The organism is Ruegeria sp. H9 (assembly GCF_056532915.1).
Map to the genome: position 1 here is coordinate 1,023,105 of NZ_JBQFNX010000002.1, position 18,861 is coordinate 1,041,965.

Consider the following 18,861-nt stretch of genomic DNA (forward strand, 5'->3'; position numbering starts at 1 on the left):
ATTTCCCGGCTCTTATTTGCCCTTCCTCATGCGGCCTTTCGCAATTTCTCGATGACAGCCAACGTCTCTTGATTATCTGACAGGCTCTTTAGCAATCGCGCCAGTTCTTTCTCTTCGACAAGCTTTGCGGCCTTGGCAGGCGAAAACCAGTGGCGCTTGCGTTCGTCGCGCTCTTTCCAGCGGCGTTTCAGCCGTTCCACGATCAACGGATACAGCGTCACGCGGCAAGGAACGCTGCTTTTACCCTCGTATCGCTTGTCATAGTGAAAGCATCCGATTGATTTCTTGGAAATAAAGCCAACCGCTCCGGCCTCTTCCAAAGCTTCGATTTCAGCGGCATGCCAAGGTTTCTTCCCGTCCATCATCCAACCTTTGGGAATGACCCACCGCCCCCGGTCACGCGAAGTGACCATGAGAACCCGCAGCTTGTCGGATTTGTCCCAACGCACGGGAAGCGCTCCGATCTGATCCGTGAATTCGGTCTTGCTCATGCGCGCGCCCTTAGCTCTGGCACCGCGCAAAGGGCAAAGGCAACACCTACGTGCTGTCGAACAAGGTGGCTACATTCAGAACGCCGGTGCACTTCGATTGCTACGCCTCGAAATAGAAACAGTTCTTTGAAGTCTCACAATGAATCGTGGGCTTTGCAACAGAAATTGTTGCAAAACGACTGAAACGCCACAAAAGTGAGATTGAAACCGAGTCGGATTGCCAGATGCCCAAAGCGGAAACGCGCGATAAGAAAACCAACAAGGGCCAGAGTCGGTTCAAGAAATCCGACCGCCGCCGTGAGATATTGTTGGAGTTGAAGCTTCGCCCACACGTCCGGATCAGCGAATTGGCGCAGCGTTTCAATGTTTCGGCGGAAACGGTGCGCAGGGATTTTGATGCCCTAGCTGATGATGGGCTGATCTCGCGGGCTCATGGCGGTGCCTCTGCCCCGATACAAGGACGTTATCCAAGTCTGGATGAGCGCACCCACGCCCGCCTTGATGAGCGTGAAAAGATCGGCAAATGCGCAGCTGACCTGATTCAGGAAGGCGAGACGGTGATGATCGATTCCGGCTCAACCACCATCGAGATGGCCCGTATGTTGGCGTATCGGGGCATTCACTGCACGGCAATTACGAATTCGATACCGGTGGCCATGACCCTTGGTCACGCACCCGTTGAAGTCATTCTATGCCCAGGCGAATATCTGACCGCCGAGTCCGCCACGATCGGGACAGATACACTGGATTTCCTGTCTCGTTTCAACGTCGATCGCTGCATGATTGGCGCGTCCGGCCTGTCAGAAGAAGGGCCGTCAGAGACCGTGCGCGGTTTCGCAACCGTCAAACGGATGATGCTGGCACGCGCCGCGACGCGACATCTTCTGATCGGGTCCGATAAATTCGACCGCAAAGGTTTGACCCGTGTGGGCGACCTTGACGGGCTGAATTCAATCGTGACTGATACCAAACCAACAGGGGATTTGCTTGGCGCGATCAACGACGCCGGGGTGAAGATTCTTGTCGCTGAGCAGTCCTTACAAAGAACGACAAACCGTGGACAGAAAAGCCACGCATGACTGGGAGGAAGAAATGAAATTTGATATCAAACTACTGATCGGAGCTTCCGCAATCGCGCTCTTGTCACTGTCGGGCACGGCTTCGGCGCAAGACTGCCCGCGCGGTGATCTGGATGCACGGTTCTGCGATGCCGATGGCGATCTGATCGCGGATATCCCCGCTGATCCTGCCGATCAGATTGATCCTGATACTCTGATCTTTGCCTACACCCCGGTTGAAGACCCTGCCGTATACAAAACTGCTTGGTCGGACTTTCTTGATCATCTGAAAGCGGAAACTGGCAAAGACGTTGTTTTCTTTCCAGTTCAGAACAACGCGGCCCAGATTGAGGCCATGCGTTCGGGGCGTCTGCATATTGCGGGCTTCAATACCGGTTCAAACCCGTTAGCCGTGAACTGTGCTGGTTTCCGACCCTTCACGATCATGGCGTCGAAAGACGGAAACTTCGGATACGAGATGGAGATCATCACCTATCCCGGTTCAGGCATCGAAAAGGTTGAGGATATCAAGGGCAAGCAATTGGCCTTTACTTCCCCTACTTCGAACTCGGGCTTCAAAGCGCCCTCGGCGATCCTGAAAAGCGACTTTGATCTGCTGCCCGAACGCGATTTTGAGCCGGTTTATTCGGGCAAACACGACAACTCGATCTTGGGTGTCGCCAATAAGGACTATCTGGCTGCCTCGATCGCTAATTCGGTCAAATCGCGGATGATCTCGCGCGATGTGATCAACGAAGACGACGTCATCACGATCTACAAGTCGCAGACCTTCCCGACGACAGGCTTTGGAACCGTGTACAACCTGACGCCGGAACTGCAGGAGAAAATCCGCAATGCCTTCTTCAGCTTCGACTGGGAGGGAACGACGCTTGAGGCTGAGTTCTCGAAATCGAATGAAGGTCAGTTCCTTGAGATGACCTATCAGGAGTTCTGGGACGTCATCCGCAAGATCGACGCGGCCAACGGCGTTTCCTACGCCTGCCAGTAATCGATACTACATCCAACGGGCCCTGCGGGGCCCGTTACCACCCGAACCGGGGGCGTAAATGCTGCGGCTTCAAAAGCTTACAAAAACTTATAAAACCGGCGATCAGGCCCTGAAGGCGATCGATCTAGATGTGCCAAAGGGCCAGGTTCTGGCGCTGATCGGGCCTTCTGGTGCTGGCAAATCCACCATGATCCGCTGCATTAACCGTTTGGTTGAACCCACGAGTGGCGAGGTTCTGCTGGACGACGTGGACCTGGTCAAACTCGGCTCGGGAGCGCTGCGGAAAGCACGTCGTGAAATGGGGATGATCTTTCAGGAATACGCACTGGTTGAACGCCTGACCGTCATGGAAAATGTACTGTCGGGACGGCTGGGATATGTTGGGTTTTGGCGGAGCTTCCTGCGACGTTACCCCCAGTCTGACGTGGATGAAGCATTCCGCCTGCTGGATCGCGTGGGTCTGTTGCATATGGCCGACAAACGAGCGGACGAACTGTCAGGTGGTCAGCGTCAGCGGGTTGGAATATGCCGGGCGCTAATCCAAAATCCCAAGCTTCTGCTGGTCGATGAACCGACCGCCTCACTGGACCCAAAAACCAGCCGTCAGATCATGCGCTTGATTACCGAGCTGTGTCAGGAACGCGGATTAGCCGCGATAATCAACATTCATGACGTGGCCCTTGCGCAAATGTTCGTACCGCGCGTCGTTGGCCTACGCTTTGGTGAAATCGTATTTGACGGCCTCCCCTCTGGGCTTACGCCTGACAAGTTGACCGAAATCTATGGCGAAGAAGACTGGGAAGCGACCATAGAGAAAGTTGAAGACGACGAAGAGATCGAGGCCGCGGAATGAGCCATCCCGAACTTGATGACCTGCTGGGCAAAGGCTGGCGGAAACCGGCCTTCGTCAAAAACGCCTTACTGCGCTGGACCTTGATCGTTGGATTCGTCGCCTATCTGATTGCGGCATTTATGACCATCGAGGTGGATTGGGGCCGGGTTTATGAAGGCTTGGATCGCGGTTGGGCTTTTGTCCTTGCTTTCACAAGCCCGGATTTCATATCGCGCTGGAGCGATATCTGGAGCGGTCTTCTCGAGAGCATCGTGATGACGGTTGCAGCGTCGGTGGTGGGCATCCTGATATCGATCCCGATCGGACTGGGCGCTGCACGCAATATTGCGCCTCTCCCGGTCTATGTGATCTGCCGAGGCATTGTTGCGATCAGCCGCGCCCTGCAAGAGATTATCGTCGCCATTCTTCTGGTTGCCATCTTTGGGTTCGGACCTTTGGCCGGCTTCCTGACACTGTCCTTCGCCACTATCGGTTTCCTGTCCAAGCTCTTGGCTGAAGACATCGAGGCCATGGACAAAGTGCAGGCCGAGGCGATCAAAGCCTCGGGCGCGCGATGGATGCAATGGATCAACTACGGCGTGCAGCCACAGGTCATGCCGCGACTGGTCGGGCTGTCGATGTACAGGATCGATATCAACTTTCGCGAAAGTGCAATTCTTGGGCTTGTGGGGGCCGGCGGCATTGGGGCCACGCTGAATACGGCGTTTGACCGTTATGAGTATGGCACTGCGGCAGCCATTCTGATCCTGATCATCGGGATCGTCATGGCGCTCGAATACCTCTCGGGTATCATCCGCGCGAGGGTCCAGTAATGCCAGTGCTTGAACATGAAGGTACGCAAATCTGGCGCAGACGCACGACCGGTCAAAGCCTTGTGCGTTGGTTTTGCTGGCTGTTGGGTGTGGCGGTCTTTGTCTACTGCTGGCAGATCATCTCGGCCTCGACGACATGGTTCTTTGTGTGGGACGCACCCCGGATCGCGAACGATATCTGGACCCGCGCGACACCACCAAAGTGGGATTACATCACGCAGTTAGGCCGCCCGATCTGGGACACGCTGAACATCGCCACACTTGGTACGATCATTGCGCTGTTCCTTGCCGTACCGGTCGCCTTTCTGGCCGCCCGCAACACCACGCCGTCGGCCGTGTTCATCCGCCCCATCGCGTTACTGATCATCGTCTCAACCCGCTCGATCAACTCGCTAATCTGGGCGCTTTTGTTAATCGCAATCATTGGACCCGGAGTATTCGCAGGTGTTATCGCCATAGCCATTCGTTCGATCGGCTTCTGCGCCAAGCTTCTCTATGAAGCCATCGAGGAAATTGATCACACCCAAGTCGAAGCCATCACCGCCACCGGCGCATCCCGCTGGCAGGTCATGGCATATGGAATCGTCCCGCAAATATTGCCCGCCTTTGCCGGGATCGCCGTATTCCGCTGGGACATCAATATTCGCGAGTCTACGGTTCTTGGCCTTGTGGGCGCAGGCGGCATCGGGCTGCAATTGTCGGCGTCGCTGAACGTTCTGGCATGGCCGCAGGTCAGCCTTATCCTGATCGTCATTCTGATTGCCGTCATGATCAGCGAATGGGTGTCTGCCAAAGTACGAGGGGCAATTATTTGAGCCGCTTCACGACCCAAGAGGCTTTCGACGCCTACGAGGCCGTTCGGCATCGGCTTCCGGCTGCTGAACCAGCTATTCAATCCTATCAGCATGCGAACACTTTGATGGATATTGCTGAAGGCTTCGATGTATTCCTTCTGGATGCGTTCGGTGTTCTCAATATCGGCGAGACTGCAATTCCCGGTACAGCCGCGCGGATTGATCAGCTTAGAGCCATGGGTAAACGCGTTCTGGTCGTCTCGAATGCAGCTGGTCACCCTCATGCGGCGCTCGTCGAGAAATACGCCCGGCTGGGATATGATTTTGCGTCAGAGGATATCATCACAAGCCGCGCAACACTGCTGGCAGAGCTGGGCGGTCAACGCGCGCTGCATTGGGGTTTGATGGCAACACCCAGCACCGGCCTTCGCGATCTGGAAGATTTGAACCTGACTTATCTCGATGACGATCCCGAGCCCTATGACTCGGTTGAGGGGTTTCTGATGATCGGCTCAGCCGTCTGGTCCGAGGCACGTCAGGCTCATTTGGAAGCAGCCCTGCTAAAACGCCCGCGTCCGGTATTGGTTGGAAATCCGGACATAGTCGCACCACGCGAGCACGGGTTTTCAGACGAACCCGGTCTGTTCGCGCACCGTCTTGCCGATCGAACCGGCGTTGTACCCGAATTCTTCGGCAAACCATTTGAGAATATTTTTGACTTGGCTTTTAAGCGACTTGGCCGGGTCGATAAAACTCGCGTGCTTATGGTTGGTGACAGCTTGCATACCGACATATTGGGGGCCCATGCTGCCGGAATCGCCTCGGCCCTGATTTCGGGGTACGGTTTTTTCGCAGGGCATGACGTCGATGACGCAATCACACAGGCGCAGATCATGCCGGATTTCGTTGTGAACCGACCATAATCTGATCACGCCTGCTTAGTTCCGCTTCAAATCCAAGCGCCCGCACGTGCTTTTCAATACTCGCCATGTGATCAATTCGCGAAGGCATCACAGGTCGTTGTTGGCTCATCGCTTCCCAAATACTGAACCCTGCGCCCTTCATCGAAGGTTGGACTGCCCAACGCACATGCGACCTCTAAGCTCAACCTGTCCCAAACCCGAACATCACCGGCTTCGCTGGTTGTCGCAAAAGAATGTCCGTCAGGTGCCAGCGCGATACGCCAGGTCGGGCCTGCATGGATCTTTTCGACAGGCATGAGCCGACGGTGCGTCGCGGTATCCCACCAATGCAGTTCCCCAGATCGGTCGATTGCCACCAAGGTTGCCTCATCCGCCAAAAAGGCAACATCCGTCGCCCCACCCTTATGGCCACCATAAGCGGCAAGCTCTTCGCCGGTTTCAACATCCCAGACCTTGACCACCTCATCGCTGGAAGCAGTTGCAGCCTGTGTGCCATCACGACTGAAAGCAACACTCCAAAGCGTATTGTCATCAGCTTCAATCACTCTGATCAACTGACCGTCGCCAATCGACCAAATATAGACCTTACCGTCCGCCGAGGCCGCTGCCAGCATGCTGCCATCTTCAGAGGCGGCGACACGATTTGCCTGAATGTCAGCTGGCGCAAAGCTCTTGACCAAATCAGCCTCTGAGATATCGATTTGCAGCACTCCATCTCCTGTCGCCACAAAGACCTCGGGACCTGACCCCGGCATGATCGACCAGACGGGAGCCTGCCCCAGATCGAGTTGATTTTTCAGCCGCATGGCAGCCATGTCCCAGATTTTCAAGCCGCCTTCGCGATCACCAGTCACCATGGTTTTGCCATCCAGCGAGAAAGAGATCGCCCACACCTGGCTTTCATGCCCCTTCAGCTGCATGGGTTTCATGGAAGCCCCCATCTTCCAGACCCAGATGTTCCCCTCACTGTCACCGATGGCTATAGACTTTGCATCCGGCGTATAAGCGATGCCCAGCGCCTTTGCCCCGTTCTGCAAAACAAGCGTGTCTTTGCCGCCGGGGTCGATCCCAATCCGCCAGAGACGTACCTGCTGATCCCGGCCCAAAGTCGCCAGCAACGGGGCATTTTGGGCGACTTCAAGGTCCACAACCCTCTGACTGTGCGCTTGCACCACGTCGCCAACACTTTCCATGTTTGAATTTTCCAATCGCAGCGTTCCGTCTGCCCCTGCCCCTACCAGCAGATTGTCCGGCGCGGTAAATGCTGCTGCTACGATATCGGTACTATCTGAAAAACGATCAACAATTGGAGAACCATCCGGAAAACCAATCGTCGTGACCTTCCCGTTCGTATGGGATACCGCGAATGTTCTCCCGTCGCGGCTGAAGGACAGGTGATCGGGGTCAGGCCCCAGCGGACCGCCCGGTATCGGCGGAAATGCAGGCGTAGCCTTTGCGTCGACCCAGCCGAATATGCCACCATCGACATTTCCGGCTACAAGTCCTTCTGAAACGGGCGAAAACGCGACCTTTTTGAAGCCCAGCGGCATTCTCGCCAATGGCTCTCCAATTTGCATTCCATTGGAAACGTTCCAGAGGCGAACGGTCCCATCACCGGTCGCCGACGCGATACGCTTGCCGGTGGAATCAAAGGCCACGCCAAATGCGACGTCATTGCCAGAGAACAGTGTCGTGATCGGGCCGTATCTGGCCGAACCAACATTCCAAAGGCGGACATCCCCATCCGTTGCCGCTGAAACCAGCAACTCTCCATCGGGAGAGAATGCAACATCCCTTATCCCGCCGGAATGCCCCACCAGTTCAGCAATAACCGCTCCGCCGGATTCAGCCCTATGAACCACGATGCGCCCATCACGCAATCCAACCGCAACACGCGTACCGGATGCATCAATAGCCATCGTCTGCGCGTCACCAACCGTAAACGGGCTGCCCAGTGGGACAAGCCCACCCTCACCCAGATTTTGCCGAGCCATCAGCATCGCCGCCCTCGCTTCTGATGTCGAACCAGCAGTTTCGGCTCGGACAATCGCTTCGGCGCTGAGTGACAGGGCAAGCAAGGGATCTGTATCCGATAACCCGTTCGCCGCAGCGCCTAGCGCCCTTGCGAACCTTTCATTGGCTTCAGCTGTTGCGGCAACGGCCATCTGTCTGTTGCTTTCGGCAAGGTTGGACGCGCGGATAGCCAAGAAAGACGAAACCGTTGCGCCAATGGCCAGCAAGGCAAGGGCAGCAACGGCAACTTGATTGATACGTCGACGCCGACGCCGGCGCATCTTGGATGCAGCCTGCGCTTGGTCACGCGCGTCTCGTGCAGCGCCCAGAAATTCCCGCTCTAACGCACCGAGGATATTCTGGTTCTTCACCGACCATTCTTCAGCCGACAACAACCTTGTGCCGCGATAAAGTAAATCGGGCTCGCGATTTTCAACATCCCACTCTGCAGCGTCATGCTGAATACGCTGACGCATGCGCAGATCATCGCGGCTTTCTTCGATCCATGAATTAAGTCGCGGCCATGTACGCAGCAGCGCCTCATGCGCAATCTGAACATTTTTGTCATCCAGCGTCAGCAACCGCGCATCTGTCAAAGCTTCAACGACCCGCCGCGTTGTATCCGGGTCCGAGTCGCGCTCGATCTCATCGATCGGCAACAACCGCCGTGTGTCCGGAGTCCCCTCGCCGGGCGTAACCAGACGCAAGAATAGCCGCCGGGTTGCCTCTTGCTGAACTTTGTCAAAAACGTCTGTAAAAAGTGTCTCTGCTGTCTGGCTGATTGCCCCTGTGACACCACCGGACTGACGGTAGCCGTCCAGAGACATGACCGCACCTTTACGTCGGCTCCATGTTTCATACAGAGAATGCGCCACCAGCGGGAGCGAACCCGCTTCGCGCCCGGCCTCATCAACGATCGCATCAATAAGGGACCTGTCCATGTGCAAACCAGCTGCATGTGCCGGTTCGCTGATTGCGCGGCGCAGCTCGGGCCGTGTCATCGGCCCGACCAAAAACTGGTTTTCCGAGATTCGATCCGCAAGCCACGGTATCTCTGCACAGGATGCATAAAAGTCCGCACGGATTGTCAGCACGATACGAACACGGCTATCTGCGGGGTCTGTCATAGCTGACAAAGCTTCGATGAACTTGCTTCTGCGTTCCTGTTTGACCAGCGTGAACAATTCTTCGAACTGATCAATGCAGATCAACAACTCTCCTTCATTCGCGGTGGCCAAACGGCGCGCCGCACTCGGATAGGCGATGAAGTCGTTGAGCGAGACCTGAGCCGTAAGGTGAGAATTGTCGCCGATGAGTTGAAAGTACAAATCGGTCATTGGATCGCGCCCGGGGGTAAAAACACAAACACGCCAGTTTTCGCTACCGGATATCGCGTTGGCAGCGATCGCTGGCAGCAGCCCTGCTCGCAGAACGGATGATTTACCACTGCCGGATGAGCCACCCAGAACCAATATCCGGCTCTGTTGAAGCCGGGTCACAAGTTCCTCAACAAGATCCTCGCGTCCAAAGAAATAGTCGGAATCCTCTGGCTGGAACGCGGCGAGCCCTTTGTAGGGGCATTCCACCCTACTTTCCGATATCTGCGTCACCGCTTCGGATGCGGCCTCTCGCCGGTCACGATCCAACGCATCATTCATTGCACTGCGCCAGGACACCATATCCAGAAAACGCGCCTGCGGGTCCATTGCCATCCCGTGCTCAATGCAATCGCGCCACATTTCCGGCAGGCTGGAAAGATACTCGGTAACGCGATGGAATGGCGGCGGCGCCTTTCCCGTCAGGACATGCCACATCAGCGCGCTGGCCGAATAGATGTCGGTCATCGGCGTTACGGGTTGCCCGTGCTCAGCTTGTTCTGGCGCTTGATAGAGCGGTGTCCCAGCCATCATGGTCGCGCCGGTCACACCGATCGCTAAATCCTTCGCAATACCGAGATCCGCCAGAAAAACCCTCTCGTCTAGGCCGACCAAAGCATCAGAAACCGTCGTGCTGTTATCGTCTTTGGACCGCTTCACTCGTTGCAGAAGGACATTTGCGGGTTTGACGTCCCGATGCACGACATTCGCGTCGTGAACCGCAGACAAGCCATCTGCCATTGCATCAATCAGTATTTCCACACCTTCGCGTTTGGCCAAAGCAGCGGGGCTTAGACGCTTTAGTCGGTCGGCCAATGTGCCGCGATCCGCGTAGTCCATGACAAAATAGGGCCGCCCGTCCTCCAAACGCCCCACGTCATGCACGGAGACAACGCGCGGAGATCGAATGCGCCGCAACAGACGGGCTTCTTCGAGAAAATGGGTGATGACTTTGTCATTGGTCGCAAGGTTGGCGTGCAGAATCTTGAGGGTTACCGGAACCTCCAACTCGTCATCCCGCGCAAGGACAACCGCCGCGAACCCACCGCTCGCGATTTCACGGTCAACAGCGTAACGGCCGATGAACGCGGGAAAAGTCATGATATTCTTGGCGCTTCAGAGGTGCTCTTGCACATCCACGCAATGATACTTGGTCGCATCCAATATGTTGTGGTCCCTATCGGCAGCAGTAACGCACAGTGTCGTCCCTCCCTCGCGCGCCGATGTCGAGGCCGCCTCCTTCGTCACATAGCTTGGGTAATCATCGTGCCGATGCCACCTGCCCTGAACGGCATTGAATTCGCTTTGGGCATTTCTGCCGACTTGCTCAACGGAATAGCTTTCGCCCCACCATGTATGGAAATGGTTCTTCGATACGTCCGGAGTGAAATTCGCATCGTAGTTTACAAGCAGTTCGTCGCCCTCTTTGGCGACCGATACAATCTGCACCTCACATCCATCCACAGGGCAGGCATTGGGCATCGCTGACTGGGCAGTTGCATCAGCACCAAACAAGAGTGTAGCTGCACCCAGGATCAGAGCGCCCTGACGAAGCTGGTTTCCTGAAGTATTCAATGACATCATTCCCTCCCAATCTTGGTTGAAATACGCAATTGGTGCCGATTCTAGCACAATCGCGAGTTTCTTTCTGAGACTTTCACCACAGAAGCCAGAATTCAGGCGTGCCACGTCGTTTATCGGCGGACGACCTCAAACTCTAATGGGCGCGCATCAGAGTGCAAAATTGATAGTGCAGGCGATATCAGCCCGCTATCGGCCAGCATTATGTTCTCGCGCTTAAGCTGGATTTCACGCGCATTCTCGAATTGTACGTAAGTTCCCGACGAACTGCGATCCGCCAGCATCAGCTTCCCGCCTTTCATGCTGAGTACCGCATGCAGTCGCGAAACCCACGGCTCAGGCAGGATGACATCGCATTGACTGGATCTGCCGATCGTTAGCTCCCCGCCTTCCCGACACCGCCAGGTATGATCGTCGTGATAAAGAATGAGCGCAAAGCTTTCATTCTGTTGCATGCCCTCAGATCCGCTGGCCGTCTGCGTCGGCAGATGCATCACGGTGCTTAACCCGTCCGTTGAGGCCAGGACTGAATAAGCTTTGACCGGTTCACTCACACCTTTCAGGCGAAGCGATCCGATTGGGGTGAGCATCTGGAGACTTTCGGGGCTTAGATCCTTGGCGACGCTTTCGCTGACACAAGCTTCACCCGGATTGGCCGCGGCCGCCAAACGTGCGGTCAGATTAACTGTTTCGCCAAATATCCCATTATCGCCAATAACAACAGGACCTTGATGAACACCCGCGTGGACCGACAGTAATGTTCCAGGCGGTTTCTGAATCATCTCTACAACCGCGTTTACGGCGGCCTCGGGTTCCTTGAAATAGGACAAGACGTCATCGCCTTTCTGCCCCACAGGAACTCCGCCAAACCCAAGTAGAACCTCACGCAATCGATCGATTTCAAACTGAATCAACTGCTGTGCCTGATCGTCCCCCATTTCTTCGTAGAACGGAGTGCTGTCAGAAATGTCAGCAATTATGGTCGTGACGAGCTTGGTTTCCACGGTGCTACTCGCAATTTGCTTGTCCGGAACGACAAACCCTATTTGGGATCATAAACATAACCGATACCCCGCACGGTTCTGATGATTTCCGGCTTTTCCGGGTTGGTTTCAAGCTTCCGGCGCAGTCTGGATATTCTGATATCAATGCTGCGATCGAACGGGTCCCAGGACCGGTCATGCGCTTGTTCTAGCAACTGATCACGGTTCAAAACACGCCCTTTGTTTTCAGCAAACACCTTGAGCAGACTATACTCCATCGCCGTTAGCGGGACCTCGGATCCATCCGGCGCAAGAAGTTTGGCTGCCTCTTTATCCAGCGTGTAGTCGCCAAAAAGGGCCAAATTGCCTTCGGAGGCATCTGCGGGCAGACTTTCGTTGATGGCCCCTCGGCGCAATAGGGCCTTGATCCGCGCTTCCAGTTCCCGAAGATCAACCGGCTTTCCAAGATAGTCATCTGCCCCCATCTCAAGCCCGATGATCCGGTCCACTACATCGCCTGCTGCAGTCAACATGATCACGGGCGTCGTGTTTTCAGGACGAAGCGATCTGAGGATCGAAAGACCGTCTTCCTTTGGCATATTGATATCCATGATCATGACATCAACAGCACGAGAGGAGATGACAGACCGGAGCTCTTCTCCGCCAGCGGCTGCAGAAACCTCGTACCCGCGTTTGCTCAGATATTCCTGAAGCATCTCGCGCACGTCGATCTCGTCATCGCAAACCAGGATATGGGTTTTCTGGTCATTCATCCGTTTGATCCTTCTGATCGGCGAGCAGCTTTCCGACAAGTATTCTCAGTTCCGAAGGTGAGACGGGTTTTTCCAGATAGGGCAGACCGGATTCCTTCAGCAGTCCCAATGAGCTTTCACCCATGGTGTCCCCGGTGATGTATGCTGTCCGGGTCAGCATTTTCGGAAAACGCGCCACCAGCGCCTCATAAATCTTGCGTCCGTCAACACCGGGCATGTTCATATCACTTAGGAATACATCGTAGCTGGTGGACTGCAGTTGCCTGAGCGCCTCTTTCCCTGAGGTAACGAAATCTACGTGAAAGCCATCCTTCCGCAGTATCTCGGCATTGATCTCACCCACTTCGACCTCATCATCCACGACCAATGCACGGTGCTTGGCAAAATTCGCGGCGGGTTCGGGTTTTTCTTCAGCCACATCATTTTGCATCTTTGCGACGGGCAGAGTTATCCGGAAGCAGGTACCGGACACTGCGGCCTGATCAAGCCTGATCTGACCGCCATGGGACAGAATGATCCGGTGACAGAAAGCAAGCCCAATCCCGGTGCCGTCACCCACCTCCTTTGTGGTGAAGAACGGCTCGAAGATACGTGCGCGTATGGCTTTAGGGATACCGGGGCCATTGTCCTGAACCGTGATCTCAACCATTCCGGTGTCAAGCTTGACCTCGGCAGACAGCATGATGTGGTCGCCGATGCCGGATGCGGTCATGGCCTGCTCGGCATTGATGATAAGATTCAAGACGACTTGCGTAAGCTGGTCCGCATCCCCGGCAACTGCGGGCAGGTCTTCTGGCACACTTTGCTCAATGCGAATTTCGCCTGATGAGCTACCGTACCCGGCGACATCCGCAGCTGTTTCGATCATGCTGGGAACATCAACCTGCTCGATCTTGCTGGGCTGCTGACGCGCCATCGCCAGAAAGGTCTTAACAATCTTCGCGCAGCGTTCTGCGGCATTGCCGATTTTTTCAATCCTGACACCGAGATCGGGGTCAGAAATTTCTTCCTTCAACATCAACGAATGACCCACAACAACCGACAATGGATTGTTAAGCTCATGCGCGACACCGGCGAGTAGTTCGCCTAGCGCAGACATCTTTTCGTTCTGGAACAGCAGCTCTCGTTGCTTTTCAAGCTCAGCCTCAATGGCCAATTCATCGGTCAGATCGCGGGTATTGGAAACGATTACTTCTTCACCGTTGAACTCGATCAGCCGTGAAGAATCCGCCCCCCAGAACTTTCGTCCGCTTGCATCGACGAACTCCATTCGCCGATCCTTAAGCGCCCCCGCTTGCCGGAGGTCTTTCAGGTACCGTTGGCGCTCATTCGGGTCCGCATAGTAGGATTTCGAACTTTCTGCTTCACCAAACAGCGCCTTTATCTCGGGCGTAGCAAACAGCACCTCGCCGGTGTCGGCATGCGTCATGTTGATGGCTGCTGGATACGCCTCCATGACTTGGCGGATCAGGGCATCAGCCTCTTTCTGGACGGTTAGATCGATCACGCTGGTCACGATGACTTCTTCGCCTTTGTAATCGATCAATTGAGACGAAATCGACGCAGGGAAGGTTTTGCCAGCCGCATTTATTAAGTCGAGCTTGTAGTCATCGACACGACCATCGGCCAAAAGCTGGGTTACAAAATCCGCGCGCTCTTCCGGCTTTTGATAATGCTGTTTTGCAGATTTGGAAGGTCCAAACATCTGCAGCGCAGCAGGCGTGCGATACAGTATCTGACCATCACCAATCCGCGCCATAGTTACGATTGCCGAACTGGCATCCAGCACCTTTCGGATCAATAGATCGCCGTCGCGCTCTTCGACCTCGGCTTGTTTGCGTTCGGTGATATCCTCACGCGTTACGACAAATCCGCCGAACTTGGTAGGATGAACAGAAACCAGATAGGTACGCCCATCCGTTTCCGTCAGCTCAAAGTCTTGGATGAACTCGACCCCATTAGCCAAACGGTCCGAAACCCACTGCTGTTCATTGCCAATCGCATCAGCGTAAATTCCACGGCGCGCCGTCTCGCGCATCAGGATTTCCCAGTCCAGTCCGGGTTGCAGCAGGTCGGCAACCCCCTTGTTCATCTCGGCATATCGTTGATTGAACAGGACAAGGCGGCGATCATCATCATAGAGGGCGAACCCTTCTTTGAGAGATTCGATCGCATCACGAAGAAGGTCCCGCGCCTTCTCGATTTCTTCAAATTCGTTCGCCATGCCCATCGTCATCCTGAATTTTTAGGATACCATTGTTTCAATGCCATTTCAAAATCAGCATCGCGTGTTTCAATTGTTTCAATAGGTGCCAACTCAGCCAAGTACAGGCCGATAAACCTGTTTGTTTTTGAGCCAGATAGCAAGTTGTGTGACCTGCTTCACAGAGCAACAACTGAAACACTTGGCACCGCTTCCAGACATCACAATGAAACATAGAAAGGTCAGTTATTGCCCATCTTAAGTGCGATTGGGTAAGAACGATGACTATTTCTTTTAGAACTACTGAAATGATTAACGCACCTATTTTTGCGTTGCATTCTTCGGCGTCCAATAGTGGGCAATGGAACCAACTGGCGGCGGATCTGGAAGGTCGCTTTAGTGTTCACGCTGTTGATCTTCCCGGGTACGGTCGTAGCCCGTTAACTGGAGATAACTCTCAAAACGGTGCGGCGTTTTCTGCCATACCGGTAATCCGCGAAATCGAAGCGCTGGGACGCCCCGTGCATCTGGTTGGGCATTCCAACGGCGGAGGCGTCGCCATCAAGGTCGCGTTGATGCGTCCTGATCTTGTCAAAAGCCTGACGGTATATGAGCCTGCAGCCTTTCATTTTCTGCAGGCTGGCAATGATGCCAGCAAGAAACTGTTCGGGCAAATCCAGCTTCTCGCGGGTGTGGTGAGCGCCGCAGCAGCGGATGGCGATGCCGCTGCTGGTATGCATCACTTTTTGGATTTCTGGAACGAGAAGGGGTTTTGGAACTCGCTGCCCGCGCAGCCCCGAGACCGGTTCATTGGGATGATCCCATCAGTCATGTCTGATTTTGCAAAAGGTTTTGCTGAAACCTGGCAACTGAAGGACCTGTCCAAGCTTGATATACCGACGTTGGTAATGACTGGTTTGGAGTCACCTGAGATTGCGCAGCACGTCTCGGTCGAGATCGCGAAGGCTTTGCCCAATGCGCGGATCGCGTTGCTGCCCGAGCTGGGCCATATGGCGCCGGTCTTCCAGCCCGAATGGATCAACTCAAGGATTTTCGAACACGTGGCCAATGTGGAGCGGCCCGTTGAAACTGTCAGCTGGCCAGAACGTCAAGCTGCCTGACCGGGGCCGCATTTAGCAATGCGGCCTTCATCAAACCACTGCTACATCAAAAGGAGCAATATCATGGGTATTCAAACATCGATCAACGCCACCACAGACTTTGCGGCAATCAAAGCAAAGCAAAACGTCGCCTGGGGCTCCGGCGACTACAGCAAAGTGGGTGTCACGCTGCAAATCACGGGCGAGGAACTGGCTGAAAGCATGGATCTGATGCCTGGTTCCAAGGTACTGGATGTCGCCGCCGGGAATGGTAATGCCACCCTGGCCTTCGCCCGGCGCTTTTGTGATGTTACATCGACCGACTATGTAGAAGCCCTACTGGACGCCAGCAGCCAGCGCGCCAAAGCGGAAGGTCTGTTCGTGACCTACAAGGTTGCCGACGCCGAAAACCTGCCTTTCGATGATCAATCCTGCGACGCGGTGGTTTCGACGTTCGGCGTGATGTTCACACCGAACCAACAACAATCAGCAGCAGAGCTGCAACGGGTCGTCAAACGCGGCGGCAAGATTGGTCTGGCCAACTGGACGCCGGACAGCTTCATCGGCCTTCTGTTCAAAACGATCGGTAAACATGTGCCTCCACCTGCTGGCGTAAGCTCTCCGGCTTTGTGGGGCAGCCGGGACTGGATTGAAGAAGCCTTCGGATCGCGCAGCACCATCGTTTCGTTCCGACGCAAGAACTTCATGTTCCGCTACCGTTCAGCCGAACACTTCCTAGAGTATTTTCGGACTTTCTATGGTCCGATGCAAAAGGCCTTCGATGCACTGGACGCACCGGGACAAGAGGCGCTGCAGCGCGATATCATGGCCCTGATCGAGAAGTTCGATATCTCAGGCAATGACACACTTTGCATCTCATCCGAGTACGCTGAAATTGTCATGCAGCGTGGCTGAGATCGTGAATCACTGGCTCATCGTTCTTTGACCCAACCGTCAAAGAACGATGAAGATTACCCGGTGTAGTCGATCCACCATTTTCTTGGTATTAGTTTGTTTAAGGGGGATTTTGTTATGGCCGAGCGCACACTTTATGAAAAATACGGTGGGTTTTCACAGATCAGCAAGATCGTGTTCTCGTTCTATGACATCCTGCTGGACAATGACGAGGTTGGACCCTTCTTCGACAACGTGGATATGAGCCGCATGGTCGACCATCAGACCAAGTTCATAGCATCGCTCCTTGGCGGTCCGGCCTCCTACACCGACAATCAACTGCGCCAGTTACACTCTCATCTCGAAATTACCGATGACCATTTCGACGAATTGGAGGTCGTGCTCCGTGACGCTTTGCAAAGACACGGCGTGGATGCCGAGGATATCGATATCGTTGTCGCGGAATTCAGTAAACGTCGCCCCTTGATTGTTGGATAAATCATGACCATCGAAGCCATCAATGAACAGCTCCTTCGCGCGATTGGTGTGGGCGTTGCCCTACTGGACCGTCAATCGCTGAAGTTTGGGTTCCGCAATGATACGTTTGACGAGTGGTTCAGTGCCGATGGCCCTTCAGACCAATTGCAGCAGCTCTTTCCTGATCTGGATATCGACACAGTGCAAACAAGCCTGTCCGGCACCGGGCGACATACATCAGAAATCACGTTCAAAAAGAAACGCCGCACACTGGTGATCGCACTCGATTTCACGGTCGCGCATGACGATGTGCTGGTTCTGGTATGTCAGAACATCACCCGTATCAAAGAGCTGGAGTCCATGATCGACTCCTATTCGATGATGGTGGAACGGAACACGCGCGAGTTGAAGCGGGAAAAGGAGCAGGTTGAAAAACTGCTGCTAAATCTGATGCCCCGGTCGGTCTACGAAGAGTACAAGACTTTCGGCGTGGTCACGCCACAACTCTATGATCCCGTCTCCGTCCTGATGCTCGATTTCGTGGGGTTCACGGATATGGTCGCCTCGCAGGACCCAAGCGTCACGGTCACCGAACTGAATGATATCTACAGCGCGTTTGATCGCATAGGTGAGCAATTCGGTTGCGAACGGATCAAGACAATCGGAGACGCATATATCACCGTCGCTGGTCTGCCCGATCCGACTCCGGATCACGCCAAGGCAATCGCAAACACAGCCATTCGTTTCGTACGCTATTTGACCCGCCGAAACCTGAGCCATCCGCATCAGTGGCGGTGCAGAATTGGACTGGCCACGGGATCGGTAGTCGGGTCGGTCGTTGGCATCCAGAAGTATGTGTACGATATCTTTGGTCCGGCTGTGAATCTGGCCTCCAGACTTCAGGAATTCTCTGACCCGATGCAGATTTCAGTCCAGGACGAAGTCGCGCAGGTCCTCAAAGATCAGTTTGACCTTGAGAATGTCGGCGCGCGAACAATCCGTGGGTTTGGAGAGCAAGACATCTGGCGCTTGTCCGACGATAGCTAAGCGTCAATGCCCGCTGTAATCCTTAGTTCGCACTAAATATTGACTGATCGCTGCAGTGAAGAAAGTAGGTTGTTTAACCAGTCCCAAAACCACTGATCTTGATCCCGAAATAAGCGGCTACTCGTTTCGGCGTTTGGTGACAACGGTTTCCAGCACCTCGCCTTCGTGATCAACAACCCGCCAGAGGCAATGTCTCTTGCCATTCACCTCCACAAAATCTCGTCGGCGTGCCACTTCCATATCGAGAGTGCGCGCAGTTGTTGCATCCGCATTCTTCGGATCTCAGAGGCAAACATCGGACCGAACCTGTCCCAACAGTAGCAGTCGGTTTCTTGACTCAGGTCGATGCCTCGCTCGTGCAACAGATCTACGGCATTCCGAAGCGAGAGCGGGAATCGGATGTACAGCATCTCGGTCAAGCGGATGATCTCAGAACCGGTTGTTATAGTATTTGAAAGATGCAGGTCTGGTCAT

Annotated in this window: 16 protein-coding genes and 1 pseudogene; 10 read left to right on the top strand and 7 right to left on the bottom strand. The window is 54.7% G+C overall.

Annotated features, from left to right (window positions below; genetic code table 11):
• Positions 1-26: 26 nt before the first annotated feature.
• A complete protein-coding gene (locus ACR0CZ_RS13660) occupies positions 27-491 on the bottom strand; it encodes an NUDIX hydrolase (RefSeq protein WP_170396245.1) in 465 nt (154 codons plus the stop codon).
• 224 nt (positions 492-715) lie between these two features.
• On the opposite strand from ACR0CZ_RS13660, the gene ACR0CZ_RS13665 reads away from it, so the two are divergent.
• From ACR0CZ_RS13665 to ACR0CZ_RS13690, 6 genes are read left to right on the top strand one after another with little or no spacing between them, the layout of a single operon-like run.
• Positions 716-1,570 (top strand): DeoR/GlpR family DNA-binding transcription regulator, encoded by an 855-nt coding sequence (locus ACR0CZ_RS13665; protein ID WP_170466310.1) that lies wholly within the window; start codon positions 716-718, stop codon positions 1,568-1,570.
• A gap of 13 nt (positions 1,571-1,583) precedes the next feature.
• Entirely contained in the window at positions 1,584-2,558 is a 975-nt protein-coding gene (gene phnD, locus ACR0CZ_RS13670; protein ID WP_170396240.1) for a phosphate/phosphite/phosphonate ABC transporter substrate-binding protein, read from the top strand.
• Positions 2,559-2,616: 58 nt separating this feature from the next.
• Complete coding sequence (gene phnC / locus ACR0CZ_RS13675) at positions 2,617-3,411, top strand: phosphonate ABC transporter ATP-binding protein (protein WP_170403402.1); 795 nt, start codon at positions 2,617-2,619, stop codon at positions 3,409-3,411.
• On the top strand, positions 3,408-4,223 hold the full coding sequence (gene phnE, locus ACR0CZ_RS13680) for a phosphonate ABC transporter, permease protein PhnE (RefSeq protein WP_480536913.1): 816 nt from the start codon (positions 3,408-3,410) through the stop codon (positions 4,221-4,223). Before phnC ends, phnE (ACR0CZ_RS13680) begins: the two co-directional genes overlap by 4 nt.
• The gene (gene phnE, locus ACR0CZ_RS13685) at positions 4,223-5,038 is read left to right on the top strand and encodes a phosphonate ABC transporter, permease protein PhnE (RefSeq protein ID WP_170396234.1); all 816 of its coding nucleotides are present in this window, start codon (positions 4,223-4,225) and stop codon (positions 5,036-5,038) included. Before phnE (ACR0CZ_RS13680) ends, phnE (ACR0CZ_RS13685) begins: the two co-directional genes overlap by 1 nt.
• Positions 5,002-5,940, top strand: a complete 939-nt coding sequence (locus ACR0CZ_RS13690; RefSeq protein ID WP_170466307.1) for an HAD family hydrolase — start codon at positions 5,002-5,004, stop codon at positions 5,938-5,940. Before phnE (ACR0CZ_RS13685) ends, ACR0CZ_RS13690 begins: the two co-directional genes overlap by 37 nt.
• Before the next feature lie 71 nt (positions 5,941-6,011).
• Here the strand turns inward: ACR0CZ_RS13690 and ACR0CZ_RS13695 are convergent, their stop codons facing one another.
• The 5 genes from ACR0CZ_RS13695 to ACR0CZ_RS13715 all read right to left on the bottom strand — a co-directional run bounded on the left by ACR0CZ_RS13695 (position 6,012) and on the right by ACR0CZ_RS13715 (position 14,890).
• Entirely contained in the window at positions 6,012-10,430 is a 4,419-nt protein-coding gene (locus ACR0CZ_RS13695) for an nSTAND1 domain-containing NTPase (protein WP_170396230.1), read from the bottom strand.
• Between the two features lie 15 nt (positions 10,431-10,445).
• A complete protein-coding gene (locus ACR0CZ_RS13700) occupies positions 10,446-10,910 on the bottom strand; it encodes a hypothetical protein (RefSeq protein WP_170396227.1) in 465 nt (154 codons plus the stop codon).
• Positions 10,911-11,023: 113 nt separating this feature from the next.
• The gene (locus ACR0CZ_RS13705; RefSeq protein ID WP_170396225.1) at positions 11,024-11,914 is read right to left on the bottom strand and encodes an adenylate/guanylate cyclase domain-containing protein; all 891 of its coding nucleotides are present in this window, start codon (positions 11,912-11,914) and stop codon (positions 11,024-11,026) included.
• A gap of 38 nt (positions 11,915-11,952) precedes the next feature.
• Positions 11,953-12,666, bottom strand: coding sequence for a response regulator (locus ACR0CZ_RS13710; RefSeq protein WP_170396223.1), 714 nt, complete (start codon positions 12,664-12,666; stop codon positions 11,953-11,955).
• Positions 12,659-14,890 (bottom strand): ATP-binding protein, encoded by a 2,232-nt coding sequence (locus ACR0CZ_RS13715; protein ID WP_480503385.1) that lies wholly within the window; start codon positions 14,888-14,890, stop codon positions 12,659-12,661. Before ACR0CZ_RS13715 ends, ACR0CZ_RS13710 begins: the two co-directional genes overlap by 8 nt.
• 260 nt (positions 14,891-15,150) lie before the next feature.
• Here ACR0CZ_RS13715 and ACR0CZ_RS13720 point away from each other — a divergent pair, with 260 nt between their 5' ends.
• The 4 genes from ACR0CZ_RS13720 (at position 15,151) to ACR0CZ_RS13735 (ending at position 18,387) form a co-directional block, all read left to right on the top strand.
• The gene (locus ACR0CZ_RS13720) at positions 15,151-15,990 is read left to right on the top strand and encodes an alpha/beta fold hydrolase (protein WP_170396218.1); all 840 of its coding nucleotides are present in this window, start codon (positions 15,151-15,153) and stop codon (positions 15,988-15,990) included.
• Between the two features lie 63 nt (positions 15,991-16,053).
• Entirely contained in the window at positions 16,054-16,884 is an 831-nt protein-coding gene (locus tag ACR0CZ_RS13725; protein ID WP_170396216.1) for a class I SAM-dependent methyltransferase, read from the top strand.
• 117 nt (positions 16,885-17,001) lie between these two features.
• On the top strand, positions 17,002-17,361 hold the full coding sequence (locus tag ACR0CZ_RS13730; protein ID WP_170396214.1) for a group I truncated hemoglobin: 360 nt from the start codon (positions 17,002-17,004) through the stop codon (positions 17,359-17,361).
• A 3-nt stretch (positions 17,362-17,364) separates the two neighbouring features.
• Entirely contained in the window at positions 17,365-18,387 is a 1,023-nt protein-coding gene (locus ACR0CZ_RS13735; RefSeq protein WP_170396212.1) for an adenylate/guanylate cyclase domain-containing protein, read from the top strand.
• A 123-nt stretch (positions 18,388-18,510) separates the two neighbouring features.
• Here the strand turns inward: ACR0CZ_RS13735 and ACR0CZ_RS13740 are convergent.
• Positions 18,511-18,861, bottom strand: a pseudogene (locus ACR0CZ_RS13740) (DDE-type integrase/transposase/recombinase); the annotation flags it as partial.